The following is a 19,284-nucleotide window of genomic DNA, read 5'->3' as shown; positions in this document are numbered from 1 at the left end:
ACCAATTGATTTAGCTAACAATTATGAAACAGTTTTGTATAACGATAATTCTTTTTACCAGCATGTTGGGCAATACGCTTCTGGCGCAGACTAAAATGGTGAAAGGAACGGTTAAGGGTACCGATAATAAACCCATAAGTGGAGTTTCCATCAGATTGGAATCACCAAAACGAGATCTCGGAAAATCAGGAAGTGATGGCCGATTTGTCATCTCTGTACCGGTAGATGGTGTAATGATTTTTACTTACCAAGGTTATGGAACGGTTAAAACAAAAGTAACAGCCGCAAAGAGTGAGTATAATATCGAGATGGACAGTAAGAATCAAGAAATTGATGAAGTCGTAGTCGTGGGGTATCAACAACGTAAGCGAGAGACTTTAACAGGATCGGTCGTGACGATTAGTGGTAAAGAAATCCAAGATATACCTGCAGGAAACTTTGTTGATCTCTTACAAGGAAAAGTAGCCGGTATGAATATCCAAAATAATACGGGTAGCCCGGGTATGCGCGGAACAATAGCTGTTCGTGGTATTTCCAACTTCAACGTATCGGGAAGTGGAGATAATGCTTTTTTAACACCCACATCTCCTTTATTTGTTATCGATGGCGTGCCTATTGATGACAATTCAGGTTATGAATATGGATTTGAATCTGCAGGTCCTGGTGTATCGCCAATTTCGATGATCCCACCAGAAGACGTAGAAGATATTACAGTATTAAAAGATGCACAAGCCACAGCATTATACGGTTCTCGAGGAGCATATGGTGTTATCTTAGTAAGAACAAAGCGCGGAAATTCAAAAGTTCCGATCGTACAATATCAGGGTCAATTCTTTTTAAGTTCAGTTCCTAAATTAAGAAAAGTAATCGGGGGACGTGACGAACGTATGCTACGTGTCGATCAAATTTTAAGAAATGATACCACATTAGCCAGAGCATTTCAACGTATTAACGATTCGCCGATGTTGGCAGATAGTCTCAATCCATATTATAATAACTCCACGGATTGGCAATCATATTTCTACAGAAATACCTATAATCAAACCCACAATGTTAATATTTCAGGAGGTGAGCGTGTGTTCAACTACAAAGTGAATATGAACTACTATGATGAGAATGGTATTATAGCCAATACAGGTTTTAAGCGATACACTGTTCAATCCAATATGCAGTACGAGCCCAATGATCGTTTCCGGATGATGGCAAATGTAAATGCCAATGTTGCAGAAAATCAAATGGGTAGTGGTAATGCCATGATGCAGACAGGAGTAGGTAAATCCGTAAATACAACATCACTTTACCCAGCTCCATCCCTGTTTTCAGGAAGTATGGGAGCATTATCAGCATTGAGTGTTGATGATCAAAATAAAACTGGAAATTATGTTGCTCAGGTTGAATTACAATATGAACCAATACGGGGGTTGAGAGCAAGCTCAACATTCAATTACAACTATACAACTTCTACCAAAGACCGTTATACCCCAGAGTTATTATTGGGCAATAGTTCAGAAGTGTATGGGTATTACGATAATAAAAGTAAAGTATATAACCGCAACTTGCTTTCTTGGGTCAAAGCCATTAAGGAAAAACATGTGATCAATATTTATGGTTTCACGGAGATGGAGATCTCTCAATCCTCCGCTGATCTCAATATTATCCGTGGTACCGCAAATGATCAATTTCAGACAGGTATTAGTTATGATACCCGCAGGACTTTAGGAGGTTTGTTAAACAATTTATCAAACTATCGTTCTGTTGCATATGCCGGTAATGCATCTTATAACTATGATTCTAAGTACATCGTTGATTTAACATATCGTTTAGATGGTACTTCGGTAACAGGTGGTAAATCTCCTTGGTCGTCTAATCCTTCCTTAGGATTCCGTTGGAACTTCAAAAAGGAAAAATTCATGGACAAATTTGATTGGTGGGATACTGGTTTTTTCCGTGGTTCCGTAGGTCGTACGATCTCTCCAACAGGTACTTTGTCAGATCTGTATGGATGGTATAAAATTGATGATGGTCGATACAATAATAGACCGACGACTTCCTTAGATCTTAAAAACGCACCAAATACAGAATTAGTTCCACAAACAACGACACAATGGTCTATTGGTACTGAGCTCGGATTTTTTAATAGCGCTTTGTATGTGGTATATGAAACCTACTATAAGCAGTCAGACAAAATTTTACGTGGAAAACCGATTGCCAATCACAATGCCTTTGGAAATGTATTGACTAATGAGTCTGCAATGGTCAATATGGGACATGAATTAACGATCAATTTCAGACCACGACTGCAAAATAGAGAATGGGAATTATCCGGTACAGCTACTTTTGCGATGAACAAAGATTATATGGCATCGTTACCTGATGGAGCTCGTCAGTTATTACAAGCAGATGATTCAGGATATAATCTTCCGACGTATTATAGACTAGGACGAAATTCACAAACTTTCGTATTGTACGATTACAAAGGTGTTTACAAATCGGATGATGAGGTGCCTGTTAATCCGCTTACCGGATTGCGCTACCGTGCAGGAGGAGAGTCTGCTGAAGGAAAATTTTTCCGCGCAGGAGATCCAATTTTTACGGATCTAAATGGAGATTACATCTTAGATGAGAACGATTTAGTATATGTTGGTAATTCACAGCCCAAGATGACTGGAGGTTTGAGTCTATTTGTACGTCACAAAGGATGGTCATTACGTACTCAGTTTTCTTATACCTTAGATCGTGATATCCTAAATACAGCCTTAGCAGATCGATTCCGTAATTATTCAACACCAACAGGTATCTATGCTAATCCAAACGATCAGCCAGGAGCTTATGTACCATTAGATGCCTATAACGTTTGGCGTGAATTGGGAGACAATGCTGATTATCCTAATGTATCAGATTTTACACGTCTATCCTTATATAATCCATACCGTTATAATTCAACGATGTTTCTCGAGGATGGCTCTTATATTAAATTTAACTCAGCAACGTTAGGATACAATTTTGATCGCAAGTGGATACAACGATTTGGAATTAGTTCTGCTCGTCTCAATTTTACGGCAAATAATATCTATACGTTTAGTCATTATTCAGGACCAGATCCAGAGATTGTAACAGGTGTGGGTCGAGATGGGTCAAACGGTTATCCAAGTAAAAGAACTTATTCATTGGGTATTAACGTACAGTTCTAAAATGAAAATGATCATGAAAAGAAAGTTTATTTATACAATTTTATTAGGAGCTAGTTTAGTACTGGGCTCATGTGGTAAAGATTTTTTGAATATTACACAAATTGATAAGTTGACCGGTAATAATTATTGGACTTCTGAAAATGATGTGGAACAATATATGGGGGGCATCTATTCGACATTCAGAGAAGCCACAATGTCCAATATTTTTTTCCCTGCAAGTGGAGACCTACGTTGTGCACCGATCAATAGAACAAGTGCCACAAATAATTCAGGTAGAGATTATTTGGTTTATTTAAGGCAGAATAACCTCAATAGTATTTTTGCTCGTGAGGGAGACTTCAGTTACTTTGGATTTCCAAGAATCTCCAAATGGAATGATTTCTATAAGATGGTTCAAAATGCCAATATCATATGTTACCAATTGGATAACAAGGATATGCCATTTTTATCCGAAGAAAAAAAGAAAGCTTATAAAGCCGAAGCTGTTTTCCTTCGTTCTTTAGCCTATTTTTTTATGGTACGCCTCTTTGGAGATGTGCCTTATTATACCGATGTGAATACGGATCCCTTACCGAGAACCAATATGATCACGGTATTGAAAAATCTATCTGCAGATTTAGATGCTAATTATAAAAATTTACCCTGGACCTATGATGATCCTTCAGTGGTTGCGGTAAAAGCAATGCGGGGCAGTGCATTGGCTCTAAATATGCACATCAATATGTGGATTGCAGGATTTGCAAATGAAGACAAAGCCCCATATTATGAAAAAGTTGAACTGATGGGTAAGGAATTGATGGAGCAAAATGATGGAGCTTATCAATTACTCAGTTTAGCAAAAACTAAAGAAATCTTTAAAGGTCGGACCAAAGAAGGGTTGTTTGAGATCGTACAAAACTTCAATTACGGTGAAAGCTTTTCTTTAGCAGCATCATTCTCCGATTATGTACTTCGCGCACCAAATAAGGTAACAACCAACTCTTATATCTATTATGATCCGAAATTTATGGAAGAATTGTATCCATCAATCGGAGGAGATTTACGTAAAACTTATTGGTTTGACAACAATATTTATGCGACAGATGGTAAGTTTCAATGTTTAAAATTTCTAAATGTGTTTATGGAAGAAGGAGAAGATAACAATCCTGATGATAATCAGATGGTCTTCCGCTACTCAGATCCAATCTTACTACGTGCAGAAGCTTTAGCTGAATTAAATAGAGATGGTGAAGCCAGAGATGTAGTCAATGTTATTCGTAACCGTGCAGAGGCAGCCATTATAACAGAAAGTGGAGAAGATCTGAAAGATGCGATATGGTGGGAAAGAGCACGGGAACTATTTGGAGAAGGTAATTTCTTTTATGATCTAGTTAGAACAAAGAAAGTAATCAATTCAAAGTACACCTCCGCACCGATGTCTGTAGGAGCCTTTAATTCAGGAGGTTGGACATGGCCAATAGATAAATCGGCTTTGAACAACAATCCTTATATGCGTTTAAATAATTATTGGAATTAAGCAAGTAGCGATATGAAGAATTTGATGAAAATCGGCTTTATGATGCTGATAACCACTATGGTTTTGTTTTCTTGTAAAAAGGAGGATTATATCGATACTGGAATACATGACCCTAAGTTTAATGGGACTATCTGGCAATATTTAGAATCAAGACCAGAACTTTTTGACACGCTTATAGTCGCACTTAAAATAGCGAAGTTAGATGAGGTAATCAAAAATGAGGAAGTTACTTTTTTTGCGCCACCTGATGTTTCTATTTTAAAATCTGTATGGGCACTCAATGAGAATTTGTTTCGTATGGGACAGGATACAATAACGAGCTTAGATCAAGTTCGTCCTGAAGTGTGGCGTAAGTTTTTGTCACGGTATATTATAAAAGGAAAATATTTGGCTAAAGATTTTAACCAAATGGACACGTTGAATTTGGCTACATTTCCTGGAGGCGTGTATAAAAACTTTGAAAATACCGATATGAACATTGGCGTATTATACAATGATATTAAAACAACCTCCAATACAGGAACTCAAATTATTAAGTACGCTGGATATAGACAACTGTACTTAAATTATCCTTATTCGGTCGTCATTCCTGAAGATATTAAGGATTATTTTATCCCATTTTTAACGGCTCCTGTAGCAACTTCAGATATACAACCGACAAATGGAGTTTTGCATGTATTGCAGTTTTCAAAGCATGCGTTTGGATTTCAAACCTATCTTTTTGCCAATGAAGCATTCACTTTAGGCATTTTACCAAAACAACCATAAAGCTGAATAATTATGAAAATTAAATTATATAAATCTTTTTATCTGTTGTTTGCATTGGCTTCCATTGCTTTTACAGCATGTAATAAAGAAATCGTAACAGGGGAAGATCCGTATGCTGGAGGTAAGGGATCTTTGGGCATCGGATTTATAAAAAATTATCCCAACCCGAGTTTCGCAAAACCTGGAGAATTAGTCGATTTTTATGTCAAAGGATTAAAACCCTTTATTGGTAAAATTGATTTTTTTGTCAATAATACACAAGTTGAAGTTGTCACAGCACAAGATTCATTGGTCACGATAAAAGTGCCGATGGAGATATCTTCCGGAGATGCCAAAATTGTGGTCGACGGGCAAGTTTTTTATGGACCTCGATTGGAGATTGATGGCAACGCGAGTCTCGATGCAAATTATGAAATGATCAATGGTTTTAGAGGATCTGTTTCGGATATATTACCTAATGCAGGTGGATTTATTGTAACAGGATTCTTCAACAATTTTGAAAATCAAGCGGTCGAAACCGGTAGTAATCGTGTTTATAGAAGAGGGATCCATTTTATCGACGCATCCGGAAAAACATCAACTTCCATGAGTTTTGGTAGAGGAATTGGTTCCTCAGGAGGTATCAGTTCAATTGCAAAGTTGAGTTCTGGTAGTTTTATTATTGGCGGTAATTTTTCAACATTCAATAACAAACAAGTTTACGGTATTGCAAAACTCTATAGTAATGGTCAATTGGATTCCACTATAGTTGATGTGATCAATACGACAAGTAATCCCAAAAATTCCTTAGATACCGTTTCCAGTTTCAACGCTGGATTGTTCGGAGGGACTGTATTGCGCGTATTTTCAGTAAAAGATGATAAGGTGATGGTCGTTGGTAATTTTGATCGATATTTTAAGATCGATTATGATTATTCATCACGTGATAATAGACGTACCATTGTTACCGATGCTAAACATGTCATTCGTTTACGTGCTGATGGATCATTAGATTCTACGTACATGATCAAAAATGAAGGAGCCAATGGGATGATTATGGACGCGGCTATGATCGATGGTGAAAGAATTGTTGTCATCGGAACTTTTACCTCGTACAATGGTAAGCCCGCTCCAGGTATCGTATGTTTAAATGCAGATGGTTCTGTTGATCCTGCCTTTAATTTATCTGGAACCATTACACGATTGATAAGTGTGACTTACAATGCCGCGCAGAAAAAAATTGCTCTTGCAGGAATATTTAATGGATTGGGAGGCAATGCCAATATAAAAGGGGTGGCATTATTAAATACCGATGGTTCTATAGATAAGCAATTTGTATTGGGAGACGTCGGAACGGGCAATGCAAATTATGCACAGGTTTTAAACAATGGGCGTGTTGTCGTTAATGGTTCTTTTACCCTATATAATGGTATTGGCCGAACCAATATGTTGATTTTGGAAAAAGATGGATCGCTATTGCAGAAGTTTAATGCACAGGCACCATTTTCAGGATCAATATCAAGGATTGTGGAGACCAAATCGTCAACAGGTGAACCAGCTTTATTGGTTGGTGGGAGTATCTCTCAGTATGGTGTGAAAACTGTCGGAAATTTTTTCCGATTGGAGATTAAAGAATAATCCTTTATGAAACTAAATATGAAAAAGTCTTTTAATGTATATAACAAAATCGCTGTTGGGATAGTGACACTCTTACTATTTGGTGCCTGCAATAAGGATTTTCCAAATTTGTTGCAAAATTTCAATGAAGCCAAAGACAGTCCAGAAACACGAGATAAAGTGTTGCTGGTCATCGTCGATGGACTATCGGGATCTGCAGTACAAGATCTTGAACCTGTTAATCTAACCGGATTTACCAGAAATGGCTTAGTGACTTATGGTAGCTTAGCAGATCCAACAACAGATTTTGAAGTCACCAATACTTCAGTGGCAGCAGCGCTCTTGACAGGAGTCAATAGTGTCAAAAATAAAGTAAATGCTGACGATCTATCTGTGTTGAATACAGCAGAATACCCAACGATTTTTAGTCAGCTAAAAAGTATAGGGACTGGACGAAAATCGACCTTATTTACATCTTCAGATAACTATGCAAATTATTTGGGTAAAGATGCAGTTGTTGCAAAAGGAGCAGACGATAAAGCCGTTATTGCTAGTGCAGTAAAAAATTTAAGTACAGACTCTGCAGATTTTAATGTTGTTCATTTAGCACAAGTAGAGCAAGTTGGCCGTGAATATGGTTTTGGGAAAACTGTTCCTCAGTATGTAGATGCAGTAACACAAATGGACAAGCAGGTAAAAGAATTGGTGGAAAGTTTAAAAGCACGTCAATCTTATACCCATGAAAACTGGTTAGTAGTGGTCACTTCTGGTAAAGGAGCTACTTCCACAGATCCGGTTACAGATTTTACAGCCTTTGGTGATGCCAAAAGACAGACATACACCCTGATGTATTCACCTAAGTTTTCTCGTAAGATCTTACCGAGGCCTAGTGCTAAAGATATACCATTTGCAGGTAATGCTACAAGATTTAATTATGCTGCTAATAATCAAGCTACGAGTAAACTTGGTGATGTGACGAAGTTTAATATGGGGACGGGATCCGATTGGACCATTACGTTGTTTTTAAAGTTTAATAATGCGAATGCAACGTATTATTATCCTTCTTTCTTATCCAAAAGAGCTGCAGGTTTTAGTGGAGCTGGTTGGAACATGTTTTTAGAAGCAGGATACTGGGGTATTAACAGTTCGATTGCAGGGCAGGCATTTGGTCCTAATATTAATGATGGGGAGTGGCATGCTTTGACGACAGTCATTAAACGTAGTGGTAGTCAAGATTCAGTTTATGTGTTTACGGACGGCACAAAGGCTTCAGTAACTAATTCTCAAGTATCAGCTAATTCAAATAATTTGGATAATAATGCTCCTTTTACTATAGGTTACCTAGCAGGTGATTCGGGTAATCCTGATATTTCTATTTGTAATCTGCAGATCTACAACAGGGCATTTACTTTTGATGAGATAAAGCAGTATGGAGGTGTCACACATATCGATGAGAAATCTCCTTTCTGGAATAATTTGCAAGGCTACTGGCCTGGATATGATGATGTAAATACAACTCTATTAACTGAAAAAACAGGTAAAGGGGCTGGTAATTTTGTTCTTAAAGGATCTACATCTTGGGTGAGTTTTAATGAGCTAGTGCCATTTTTTCAACCACCAATTAGTGATTCATTCTTCCGTCAAGTACCCAACGCAGTAGATGTACCATTTATGATATACCAATGGTTAGGAGTTACCGTTCAGAGCTCTTGGAAACTGGATGGAAAAAGTTGGAGTCCTAATTATACACAAATCAGAAACTAATCCTAGAATTAAACCAATATGAAAATTCGATATATAACACTTGGAGCTTTTTGTGCGATCATGGCACTGGCTTCTTCCTGTGGCAAATACGGCTTTGATTTTGAAGATGGTTATCAGCAAGGAGACTCCACAGAGAGTCCCCTCCTGACCGATACAACCATGGGAAAAGCAGATAAAAGTCTTTACCATCGTGCTAGAATTTACCCAGGACTAGTAGGAGATAATGTAAACCGAATAAAAGATACCACGTTATCCATGTTGATGGATCGCGAATATGTGAGCCCATTTGACTATAAAGTAAGTTATACGCCACCTCCCATTTACAGTACTGGCTTATATGCTCCTGCTGGAGAAGTCGTCCGTATTACTGTTCCGCAAGGAGTGATCGGGATGACGGTACAAGTAGGTGTTCATACGGACAATATTACAGGAAAAGATGCACCTCGTCGTGATAATATCATTTATACGCGAAGAGAGCTATTTCCGGGTAATAATTATGTGATGAATCTCTATGGAGGTACCATCTGGATTATCAATCAGAATACAAGTTCGACACCCGTCAATCTAAAATTTGCAGGTGTAGTCAAAGCCAATGATTTTGTGTTGGATAGAGACAATGTGGATCAGTGGAAAAAAGATGTTCTTGCCAATGATGTCCCTTGGATGGATCTAATTGGTAAACGTACAGCTTTCTCCGTACCCCGTTCATTGATTCTTAAATTTATACAATCAGGTCGAGCAGACCATATTGATGAAGCATTACGTTTATGGGACAAATCTTATGAACAAGATTATTACAATTGGATGGGGCTTTCACCCACAGGGAGTGATAAGAAAAACCGCTATCCAACATTATGGGAACGCGGGGTGATGGATATTCATCCCTCAGCAGGTTATGCACATAGTGGTAATCCATGGATTATGCAGGAAGATGAATATTGGTTAGATGAATTGACTAATCCAGTGACTATAAAAAAAGGAACATCTTGGGGAAGCTATCATGAAGTTGGTCATAATTATCAAGCTGGAAATTCTTGGAGTTGGACAGATTTAGGAGAAACGACAAATAATATTTTTATTTTTAATGCCGCACGCAATCGTGGAGAGACCAACCGCATTGATTTTCATCCAGCATTGAAAACAGCCATTCCAAATGCATTAGCCTATGCAAAATCTACTGGAGGAAAAAACTTCTCTAGTTTTCCTGCAGGTTTTGGTATCGATGAAGATAATGCTGCTTTCGCCCGTATTACACCTTTCTTACAAATATTTGATAAAATAAAAGGTAAAAATGGAGAATCAGGATGGGATTTTTTTCCATTCATTTACAGTAAAGCGAGAAACGAAAACTTTACTACTGCATTGGAACAGGCTAAACGAGATTATTTTTATCGTCAATTATGTGAATTTTCAGCAGTCGATTATATTCGTTTCTTTATTTCATGGGGTATTCCAGTGAGTGCATCCGCAAAAAGAGAAATGCGCAACAAATATGCCCCTATGACAACAGCCATTTGGGAATATAATCCTTTAACATTTTCTGGAGGCAATGCGCCATTAGCTTCCAAATATTATTTACCAGGTACCACATTTGACTTTACTTCTAATGTCGCGACAGCTACAGGAGAAAGTACGGGCAAATTTACGGCTATGACAGACGGTAATCCTGCAACATATTGGCATACCTGTTATTCGGGCTGTAGTGTCCCAACAAATTTACCTGTGGAGATCGTCATCAACATGAAAGAAGTAAATGCTTTCAAGGGTGTTTATATTCAAAATAGACAAGGAAATACATATCAACCCAAAGTGAAAGTACTGGTGAGCCGTGACAATAAAAACTGGACTGAAATGGGTACCTACACCCTGGCACAAGCGTCTGAAACCGCAGCTCAAAGAAATGTTTTACGAGAATTTTCTTTTAGTGAAGTCGTAGAAGCGCAATATGTCAAGTTTGTTTTTCCAGATAAAAATCTTGGGGGAGAGAATCATGTCGCTTTAGCTGAACTTGGAGTATTTTATGATATTTAATCAATCGTTATGAAAAGAAATTTTAACCGAATAAAAACCGTTATCTGTGCATTAGGAATCTTGATGTTATGGAGCAGTTGTACAAAATATGAAAATCCTCCTGCTATTTATGAAGATTATGAACAAGAAGGAGAACAAACTGTTAAACGTAAAGTTCTATTTATTTCTATAGATGGAGCTGTGGGGCAGGAGATTAAAAAGAAGTTACCTCCAAATCTTACTAATTTACTAAAAACAAGTAAATATACATTCAATGCTTTCGCAGATGAAAATACTGGGGATGCTTCTTCCTGGATGTCCATGATGAGTGGTGTATCTTATGCCAATCATGGTATAGACGATGATAGCTATATTCCAAAACCTGACGAGAATCATCCGCATGAAAATGCTGTAGGATACCCTTCTATACTCTACAGAATTGCAACGATAGCACCTAATACCAAAACCGCTGTGGTTTCGAGAACAGCTAGTTTAAATGATAAGTTATTGGTCAGCGCCGATGAAACTTATGATGCGAATACAGACGAGGGAGTGAAAACCCAAGTGATAGACTTATTAGAAAAGAAGAATCAAGATCTCATGATTGTTCAATTTAAAAGCGTGTTGGATGCTGGAATAGAAAATGGATTTTCCGTCGAAAATGCAACATATACAGACGCTTTAAATAAAGTTGATGGATATATTGGTAATATTTTAGATGCGATTAAAGCACGAAAAAATTATGATTATGAAGATTGGTTAATTATTATTACATCCAATCACGGTGGTATTGGAAATTCTTATGGTGGAAAATCAGATGCCGAACGTAATACATTTGCAATTTTTGCCAATCCAAGTTTTAAAGAAGCCGAATTAACAGGGAAAGCAATGAGTTATGTACGCTTATGGGGATATGATGGTACTGATAATAAACCGCTCGGAGTAAGAGCCGTAAGTGAAAACTTAGGCAATTCAAGTGATTATGATCTATCCACATCTAAAGAATTGACTATTTCTACAAGATTTAGATTTAACTTGAATAATACCATAATATCCTCTACCTATCAGCCCAATACTTATAATTATTGGTATTCGGGTATTTTTGGAAAAGACTCCAATACCAGCACAGCTACACCTGGGTGGATGTATTACACATTTGGTGGTGATATTCAAGTAAGAATTAGTGACGGAACCACAATTGCTTCATGTCAGGCTCCAAAAGTTAATGGAGAATGGTATACCATGACCTCCGTTATAACAGCCATTGCTCCAGATAAAGTGAATATTAAAATATTTAATAATGGAACATTAGCACAAGAAACAACTACATCAGGTATGAATATTAACAATATCAGAACAAATGATCCCCTAATTTTTGGCTATCGTCCTGCGATTTCATATGATTTAGTAGATTTTGATGTTTCAGATGTTCATATATTCAATAAAGCATACAGTCAACAAGAAATACGAGATTTTATTTGTTATTCTGGTAATATTGGTGAATCATCTTTTGGTGCGAATTTAAAAGGATTTTGGAAAATGAATCCGACATCCACTGGAGAAATTACCAATGAAATAGCCGGCAAAAGTAACATGCAATTATCTGGAGCATTTAGTGGTAGAAGTGTATCAGAAGTAAAACCTTGTGATCTGGGAAATAATGCAGTATTTGTCCAGTCAACAGATTTTTATACTCAAATATTTTATTGGATGGAATTACAAACACAGAAAGACTGGAATTTAGAAGGCCAAGTATTTTTGAATAAGTATGAAGTCGAATTTTTAAAGCCATAAATTTTAATCCGTCATGATGAAAATAAAAAGTAAATTGACAATCCGTCACTTCATACTCCTAGGAGGAATGATGCTGGCTATACACGGATGTAAAGAAGAGGAATTGGTTTTTCCAAAAAATGCAAATACGGAGATTGAAGTATCTGAAAATAGACCGACAGCAAGACCAACAAATTTAACCTATGTATCTGCATTCAATCAGACTATAGAAATCCATTGGCCTGAGTTAAGCGACCGTGTAGTGAAGGCACAGGTAAAGTATACCGATGATGGAGCTGAGAAAGTGTTAGATGTTACAAAATTTGATGACCCTGTCGTTATCAATTTGAAGGAAGTCAAAAATTATGAATTCGCTTTACAATACTTTACAGCTGATGGAACACCGTCCAAAGTTACGAAGACAGAATTGAGTCCTCGACCTTTTGAAGCCGATTACAAGATGAATAGTGTTCTTATTAATCCTATTCCTGGAGGCGTGTCGTTTATTTTTCCTAAAACTTCCGATAGAGCTATACCGGGTACGATTTCATATCTGCTCAATGGAAAGCAGGTGCAACAAGTCTTCAATGCGAATACAATGGATACTGTACTCGTTGAAAATTTGGTAGATGAAACAAAGATTATTGATTTTTCGGTAAATTTAAAGGATGAGCTTTGGGGGAGAAATTTAACAACACAGAATCAAATCGCACCAGGTATGTTGGTCTACAAGTTGATTGTGCCAACCCTGAATTACTCGTATGATGGAAATAATGTGGTATTAAACTGGGTAAATAATACAGGCGATCCCATTGATGTTACCTATACGTTTGAGGGGGCAGGTGGTCCTAAGACAGCAAGCGTAGTTGGCAGTACAAGTGCTACGGGTTCATTGAAACTTGATGTAGCAGGTCGAGGAGGAGTAATGAAAGCAACTGTTGCTAGTGAAGGTGGTATTTCTCCTGAAAAAACATTTGACCTTTATGCCCCAATTGCTAAAACAGGATGGCAAGCCACTGCATCCAGCACACAGAGCGGTGATGGTGGTGGAACTCCTGCTTTATTTGATGGTAATATTGAAACTTTTTGGCACTCTCAATACAGCCCATCAGTACCTTACCCACATTCGTTTACGATCAACTTCAGCAAAGTAGAAGTTCTTTCAAAAATTGGTATGATTAGAAGGCATAATAATGCTACAGGTGGTTTTAAAACCTTTAATATTGAAGTATCAGTGGATGGCCAGAATTGGACGACAGTCAACCAAAATTTAACCTTTAACTCAGCAGATAGTCCTGCTGCGTGGCAAGATTATGCGTTTACTCCTGTCAATGCACAATATGTTAGAATTACCATGACTGCTCCATATACGTCTACTGCCACAAGTACACATTTAGCAGAATTTAGAGCATATAGAAAATAAGCAAACTTTTATACATAAAGAAGGGGTATTACCAAGTATTAACCCCTTCTTTATTTAAATAATAACTCCTTCTGATTTTCTGTGTAAATTAACCTAAACAATTCATGTTGATTACGAGAAGGATCAATTTGTACACGAAAATCAACACCTTAGTCGTTTCTTTTTTGAAGATTTAAGAGTAGCCCCCAATGACACGTATTCCATTGTTCCTCATATTCTTAAGTAACATTTTCTAAATAATTGAGATTTAGTAAAGGAAATTTGTTCATGTACCGATCAAACAAGATTTTCTAGCTCGGTGAAAGGTTCTAACTAGTCCAGCGGATTTAATTTTTTAAGCGATCATAGAGTTGAAAATACAGCACTCTATGATCGCTCTTTAAAGTTGATAATGAAACACAAAAATAGGATTACCTAAATACCTTTCTGTAGTAAATAATCTTTCCACTATTGCTGATGCCCTGTATGGTCAGGCAGTAACCATTTGCTTTGCTATTATTGAAAAAGGTATATTCAGCTGTACTTTCTCCAGCAGAAATAGTAACAAAGGGATTCCAATATAGGGTAGTACGCTCGTCATATCCAGATGAAAACTTCTTAGCCACTGTCTCGTACGTAGTAACAGCATATTGTTTGACTGGTAGATAACCCATTATAGTTTGCTCGTCCACAGCTTTGCCAATATCTTTATTCACTTCATGAGGAGCAGATTGATAAATAAGTACGGCAGGTCTACCTTTCGCTAATGCAAATGTGCTGTAAAATTTAATATAAGGAAAGTTCACAATATCTTCGTTTAAGAAGGAAATATGATCACCGTAAAACTTATCAGCTTTGATATTTGAAATCGAGTCAGGACTCAATTCTTTGATATACCTACCGTTTAGATATACTTCATACCTTTTTGTTCGGATATTATTAAAAAGATAATCCTCAAGAGTTTGGGATCTTTTTAAAACGAGACTATCCAATAAGGGCACAAGCACCTGATCAGGCTTCACGTTCGTTGGGATACCCGCAGTATAAAACCTACGTTCTAATCGATCAATTTCCCGCTGTTTACGATCTCTATTTATAGTGACCGTTTGTAATACCCTTTTACCCGAAGCGTCGACGGTAACATGAGGATTGGCCTCCCATTTCTTGTTTTCCCAGGCTGCATGTTGTTTAGAAGGTGTGTAACCCGGAGGAATAAAGAAAGGACGATGAGCAATAGTTGGATCGATAAATTCATAAGTAATATGGAAGGGTTCAAATTGGAGCTTTCTATAAATTTGGTTAAATTTGGTATCCATTGAATCAAAGACAATCAAGTTCGGGATATGGAATCGACCTAAAGCGTCAAAATCTATTTCCAAATATTGCATCGTAGAAGCTGTAAAATCTTGATAGCCAAAAGTAGCACCTCTTTTTTTAGGTTCTTTTTTTAAAATATCTTGATAATTCTTATAAAATCCTGCCCATCGATTTTTATCCATTTTAATCTGCCCTTTGAGCATCAATAAACTATCCTTAGTGATAGACTCGTCGATTGGACAATTTAAATCTGCCCATTCCTGCATTTGTATAAATAAATCTTTATCCTTGCTATGCTGCCAAAGCGTAAACGGTTGTATCAGATTTTTTTGAGCCATCGGTTGAAGGTAAAGATCCGTGAAAATATTGGTTGAACTATCAATGGGCACTTCAATAGCAGTCACGGAGATGGACAGATCGGCAGACTCACCAAGATCTGGAAGAGTAATTGCTAATTTATTACCAGATTTTTCACCAGATCCTCTCTCTAATTTTACAACAGGTTCCAATAGCATTGTTTTTTCACCTAGCAAATGATTTCGCTTAGACAGAGTCTGTCCTGTATGATCTTGTACAGTCACTTGTAAAATACCATATTCAAGATCTTCGTTTTTTAAGGGAATACTTATTTTTTTATCTTTTGTCAACGTAAATTCTTGTTGAAATAAGGTTCGTTTTCCTAATTTAGCATGCAGCATCACCTGTTGATCGGGCAAATTACCCATGAGCTGAATCGTTGTTTTATCTGCTGCTGACTGTATACTCACTTTAGCACCCATTTGAGATTCCTGAACTTTGTTTTTCCGTTCTTGCTGATCTTCAGCTATCCATGTGATTATATATTTAGCTCCACTGAGAGGAGTAAATTTAATCTGTGCATATCCCGCACTATCCGTTTCAAATGTTGTGAGCGACTTTCCATCTTCTTGAATCAGATTTCCTTTTGCAACAGTGGGATAACCATGTCCATCATGAGATTGGATAATAAGTTGATTTTCCATTTCGGATAAGAGAACACCACCTTCAGGCGAGATATTGATCTGGTAGTTTTGATCAGAAGAAGATTTGGCCGTTGTGGTTAGAGATGCATGATTGCTGTCAATTTGAAGAACTCCGATCCTTTTAAAATAGCAAGTTTGAATAGGGCAATCGATCATTTTCGTGTAAGCATTTATAAATAATTCTTGCCCTGGGTAAGTAGCAGGAACGACAAAATGACTAGCTGTAATGCCTTTGGAAACTAAAGCAACAGATTGTTGATAGGTTTGACCATTTTCTTCGGCAATTTTAATATATAAATTGAGCGTACTTGCCGAGAGAAATCCATTGTCAATGACATAACCCTTAAACCAAACGGTATCACCTGGGAAATAGAAATCTCGATCGGTGTGTATATAGATCGCTGGATGCTGTTGAGCTGTAGTTGTTTTTACAAGGAATAAAAATAGAAAAAATAGAAGTATACGACGCATATTGCAGCTGATAATTAAGTTAATAAAGGTTTCTTAAATATACTGATTTTAGCGTCAATTTTATCGAGAACAGGAGATAAAATAACCTTATATTTTAAATCATAATTACCGTTATATTTTCATTTTTTTTTCGACTAAATGTCTTAAAATCAGATTGCAAAAAATAGTTTAAAAACAAAAAAAGCTTCGAAATATTTCGAAGCTTTTTAATTTTATTTGATGGAGTCTATTGTGCTAATAATTTAATATCTCTCTCTATAGAAACATTATCTCCCGTGATGGCATTTCCATCTTTATCAACTAAAGACAATTTTATTTTCGCATCACCAAGAGGTAAACCTTTGATTTCGTAAGGACCCCATTTATCTAATGTAAATTGTTTTCCATTTACATCCGCTAGTACCTTGTTTCCATCAGCAGCTAAAGTCGTATTAACTAAGAAAAAATCTAGCAATAATACTTTTGTATCCTCCCCTTTATATTCACCTTTTGGACGACTATAGAACAGCGAAGGAGCCGTAACTGCAGCATCCTGCACCACTTTACCATCTTTATCAACCTTAAATTTGACCAACTTAGATGCCTCAGTTGTCTTAATCGACTCATGATAAGAGCGAGATAAGAATGACATCAGATAATGCTCAGAATTCAATGCTACGGTCACCGTATGTTCAGGTTTATATAGAGCAGCATATGGCTTATTGTCCAAAATAAAGTGGATATGCTGACCATCATGTGAATTAGCCATATGATGATCATGAGCCGTTTGCTCTGTTAGTTTAAAATTACTAACAGTATATTTTACCATTACTTTTGCCGAATCTGTTCCCACCTTTTCAGAAGTAATTGATGCAACTTTTAGATCTGCACCAGGGAATGCTTTTGAGTCTGCGACAGGTGTTACTGTAATTTCTGTATGAGCAGTAGTATCATGCGATACAATAGAATCTTGTCCCGTAGTTGTTTTAGTTGCGGTATTTTGACATGAAGCTAGTGTTCCCGTGATAGCTAAAACAGCTACAGCAGACTTTAAGATATTTTTTTTCATAATTATTATGTATTGATCTTACAATAAATATAAACAGTTAAATCATGAAAAAGTTTACAATTATCCAAAAACTAAATCCAACGCGGCAAAAATATGTTCCTTAGCTGTAGCTAAATCAGCATCCGTATGCGCATGAGAAATAAAGCCAACTTCATAACCTGAAGGACCGAAATAGATACCACGGTTTAATAATTCGCGGTGCATTTTTTTGTAAAAATCCATCGAATTAGGGTCGATTTCACTCGCTTTTAAGATGGCATCTTGATCCGTAAAAGCAAACCAAAAAATAGAAGCTATCGTAAAGATTTTTACTTCATATTTTTTCTCCTCGATGTAGTTACGAATATCCGAAACAAAAGAAGCAGTTGTTGCATTCAAGTTTTTATAAAAATCAGGCTGTGTTAAGATTTTGCATGTTGCTATTCCAGCAGCCATAGCAACAGGATTGCCAGAAAGAGTTCCCGCTTGATATACGGCACCATCTGGAGAGATGCAACTCATCAGTTCCTGAGAGGCACCATAGGCACCTACTGGCATACCACCACCAATAATCTTACCATAAGTGATGATGTCGGGTTGTACCTCATAATAGGCTGCAGCACCCTCAAAACCTAAACGAAAACCAGTAATAACCTCATCAAAGATGAGTAAAGCCCCATTTTGTTTGGTGATCTCTCTTAAATAATGAATGTATTCTTTTGTTTGAAGTAAAAGACCATTATTGGCAGGAACCCCCTCAATAATAACAGCAGCAATCTGATCTTTAAATTGTTCAAAAACAGTTGCCAACGCTTCCTGATCATTTAATGCTATCACGATAGTTTCATCGGCAAATGCTTTAGGTACACCAGCAGAAGAAGTCTCACCAAAAGTAACCAATCCAGATCCAGCTTTTACCAAAAGAGAATCCGAGTGACCATGATAGCAACCTTCAAATTTTACGATTTTATCACGTTTAGTATAGCCTCTAGCCAAACGTATTGCCGACATAACAGCTTCTGTTCCCGAACTTACAAAACGAATTTTCTCGATAAATCTATTGTTTGAAATAATCAATTCTGCCAATTCATTTTCCAAAGCAGTAGGCGCTCCAAAACTTAAGCCTTTGCTCAACTGTGCCGTTACAGCCTCACGAATTTGATCATTGTTGTGGCCTAGAATAAGAGGACCCCAAGAACAACAAAAATCGATAAACTCATTTTCATCCGCATCCCAGATATGAGCTTTATCTCCTCTTTCAATAAATAAAGGAGTACCATATACAGATTTGAAAGCACGGACAGGAGAATTTACTCCACCAGGAAAATATTGTTTCGCTTTTTCAAAAAGTTGAGCAGACTTTTCTCTAGAAATATCGGCAGTTTTCGTGTGAGCGCTATTTTGTTGTGTCATATTGATTCATTTTTACACTACAAAAGTATCCAATT

General features: G+C 37.0%; 11 protein-coding genes. 8 read left to right on the top strand and 3 right to left on the bottom strand.

Going from position 1 to position 19,284, the window contains the following annotated elements:
• Positions 1–23 precede the first annotated feature (23 nt).
• From C8N37_RS11800 to C8N37_RS11765, 8 genes are read left to right on the top strand one after another with little or no spacing between them, the layout of a single operon-like run.
• A complete protein-coding gene (locus tag C8N37_RS11800; RefSeq protein WP_108159109.1) occupies positions 24–3,191 on the top strand; it encodes a SusC/RagA family TonB-linked outer membrane protein in 3,168 nt (1,055 codons plus the stop codon).
• A 13-nt stretch (positions 3,192–3,204) separates the two neighbouring features.
• On the top strand, positions 3,205–4,707 hold the full coding sequence (locus tag C8N37_RS11795; RefSeq protein WP_108159467.1) for a RagB/SusD family nutrient uptake outer membrane protein: 1,503 nt from the start codon (positions 3,205–3,207) through the stop codon (positions 4,705–4,707).
• A gap of 39 nt (positions 4,708–4,746) precedes the next feature.
• A complete protein-coding gene (locus C8N37_RS11790; RefSeq protein ID WP_244914406.1) occupies positions 4,747–5,475 on the top strand; it encodes a fasciclin domain-containing protein in 729 nt (242 codons plus the stop codon).
• Between the two features lie 12 nt (positions 5,476–5,487).
• Complete coding sequence (locus tag C8N37_RS11785; protein WP_045752462.1) at positions 5,488–7,092, top strand: DUF5008 domain-containing protein; 1,605 nt, start codon at positions 5,488–5,490, stop codon at positions 7,090–7,092.
• An 18-nt stretch (positions 7,093–7,110) separates the two neighbouring features.
• On the top strand, positions 7,111–8,835 hold the full coding sequence (locus C8N37_RS11780; protein ID WP_170114521.1) for a DUF4983 domain-containing protein: 1,725 nt from the start codon (positions 7,111–7,113) through the stop codon (positions 8,833–8,835).
• A gap of 18 nt (positions 8,836–8,853) precedes the next feature.
• Complete coding sequence (locus tag C8N37_RS11775; RefSeq protein ID WP_108159107.1) at positions 8,854–10,866, top strand: M60 family metallopeptidase; 2,013 nt, start codon at positions 8,854–8,856, stop codon at positions 10,864–10,866.
• A 9-nt stretch (positions 10,867–10,875) separates the two neighbouring features.
• A complete protein-coding gene (locus C8N37_RS11770) occupies positions 10,876–12,639 on the top strand; it encodes an alkaline phosphatase family protein (RefSeq protein WP_108159106.1) in 1,764 nt (587 codons plus the stop codon).
• A gap of 13 nt (positions 12,640–12,652) precedes the next feature.
• On the top strand, positions 12,653–14,041 hold the full coding sequence (locus tag C8N37_RS11765; RefSeq protein WP_108159105.1) for a discoidin domain-containing protein: 1,389 nt from the start codon (positions 12,653–12,655) through the stop codon (positions 14,039–14,041).
• A gap of 410 nt (positions 14,042–14,451) precedes the next feature.
• Here the strand turns inward: C8N37_RS11765 and C8N37_RS11760 are convergent, their stop codons facing one another.
• The 3 genes from C8N37_RS11760 to hemL form a co-directional block, all read right to left on the bottom strand.
• Complete coding sequence (locus C8N37_RS11760; RefSeq protein ID WP_108159104.1) at positions 14,452–16,809, bottom strand: hypothetical protein; 2,358 nt, start codon at positions 16,807–16,809, stop codon at positions 14,452–14,454.
• Between the two features lie 226 nt (positions 16,810–17,035).
• Positions 17,036–17,857 carry a hypothetical protein gene (locus tag C8N37_RS11755; RefSeq protein ID WP_045754937.1) on the bottom strand — a complete coding sequence of 274 codons (822 nt, stop codon included), beginning with the start codon at positions 17,855–17,857 and terminating at the stop codon, positions 17,036–17,038.
• 60 nt (positions 17,858–17,917) lie between these two features.
• Positions 17,918–19,249 (bottom strand): glutamate-1-semialdehyde 2,1-aminomutase, encoded by a 1,332-nt coding sequence (hemL, locus tag C8N37_RS11750; protein ID WP_108159103.1) that lies wholly within the window; start codon positions 19,247–19,249, stop codon positions 17,918–17,920.
• Between the last annotated feature and the right edge of the window lie 35 nt (positions 19,250–19,284).

The organism is Sphingobacterium faecium, from assembly GCF_003054045.1.
GTDB lineage: Bacteria > Bacteroidota > Bacteroidia > Sphingobacteriales > Sphingobacteriaceae > Sphingobacterium > Sphingobacterium faecium.
Note: the sequence above shows the minus strand (reverse complement) of the source record. Positions and strands in the feature narration are given on the sequence as shown.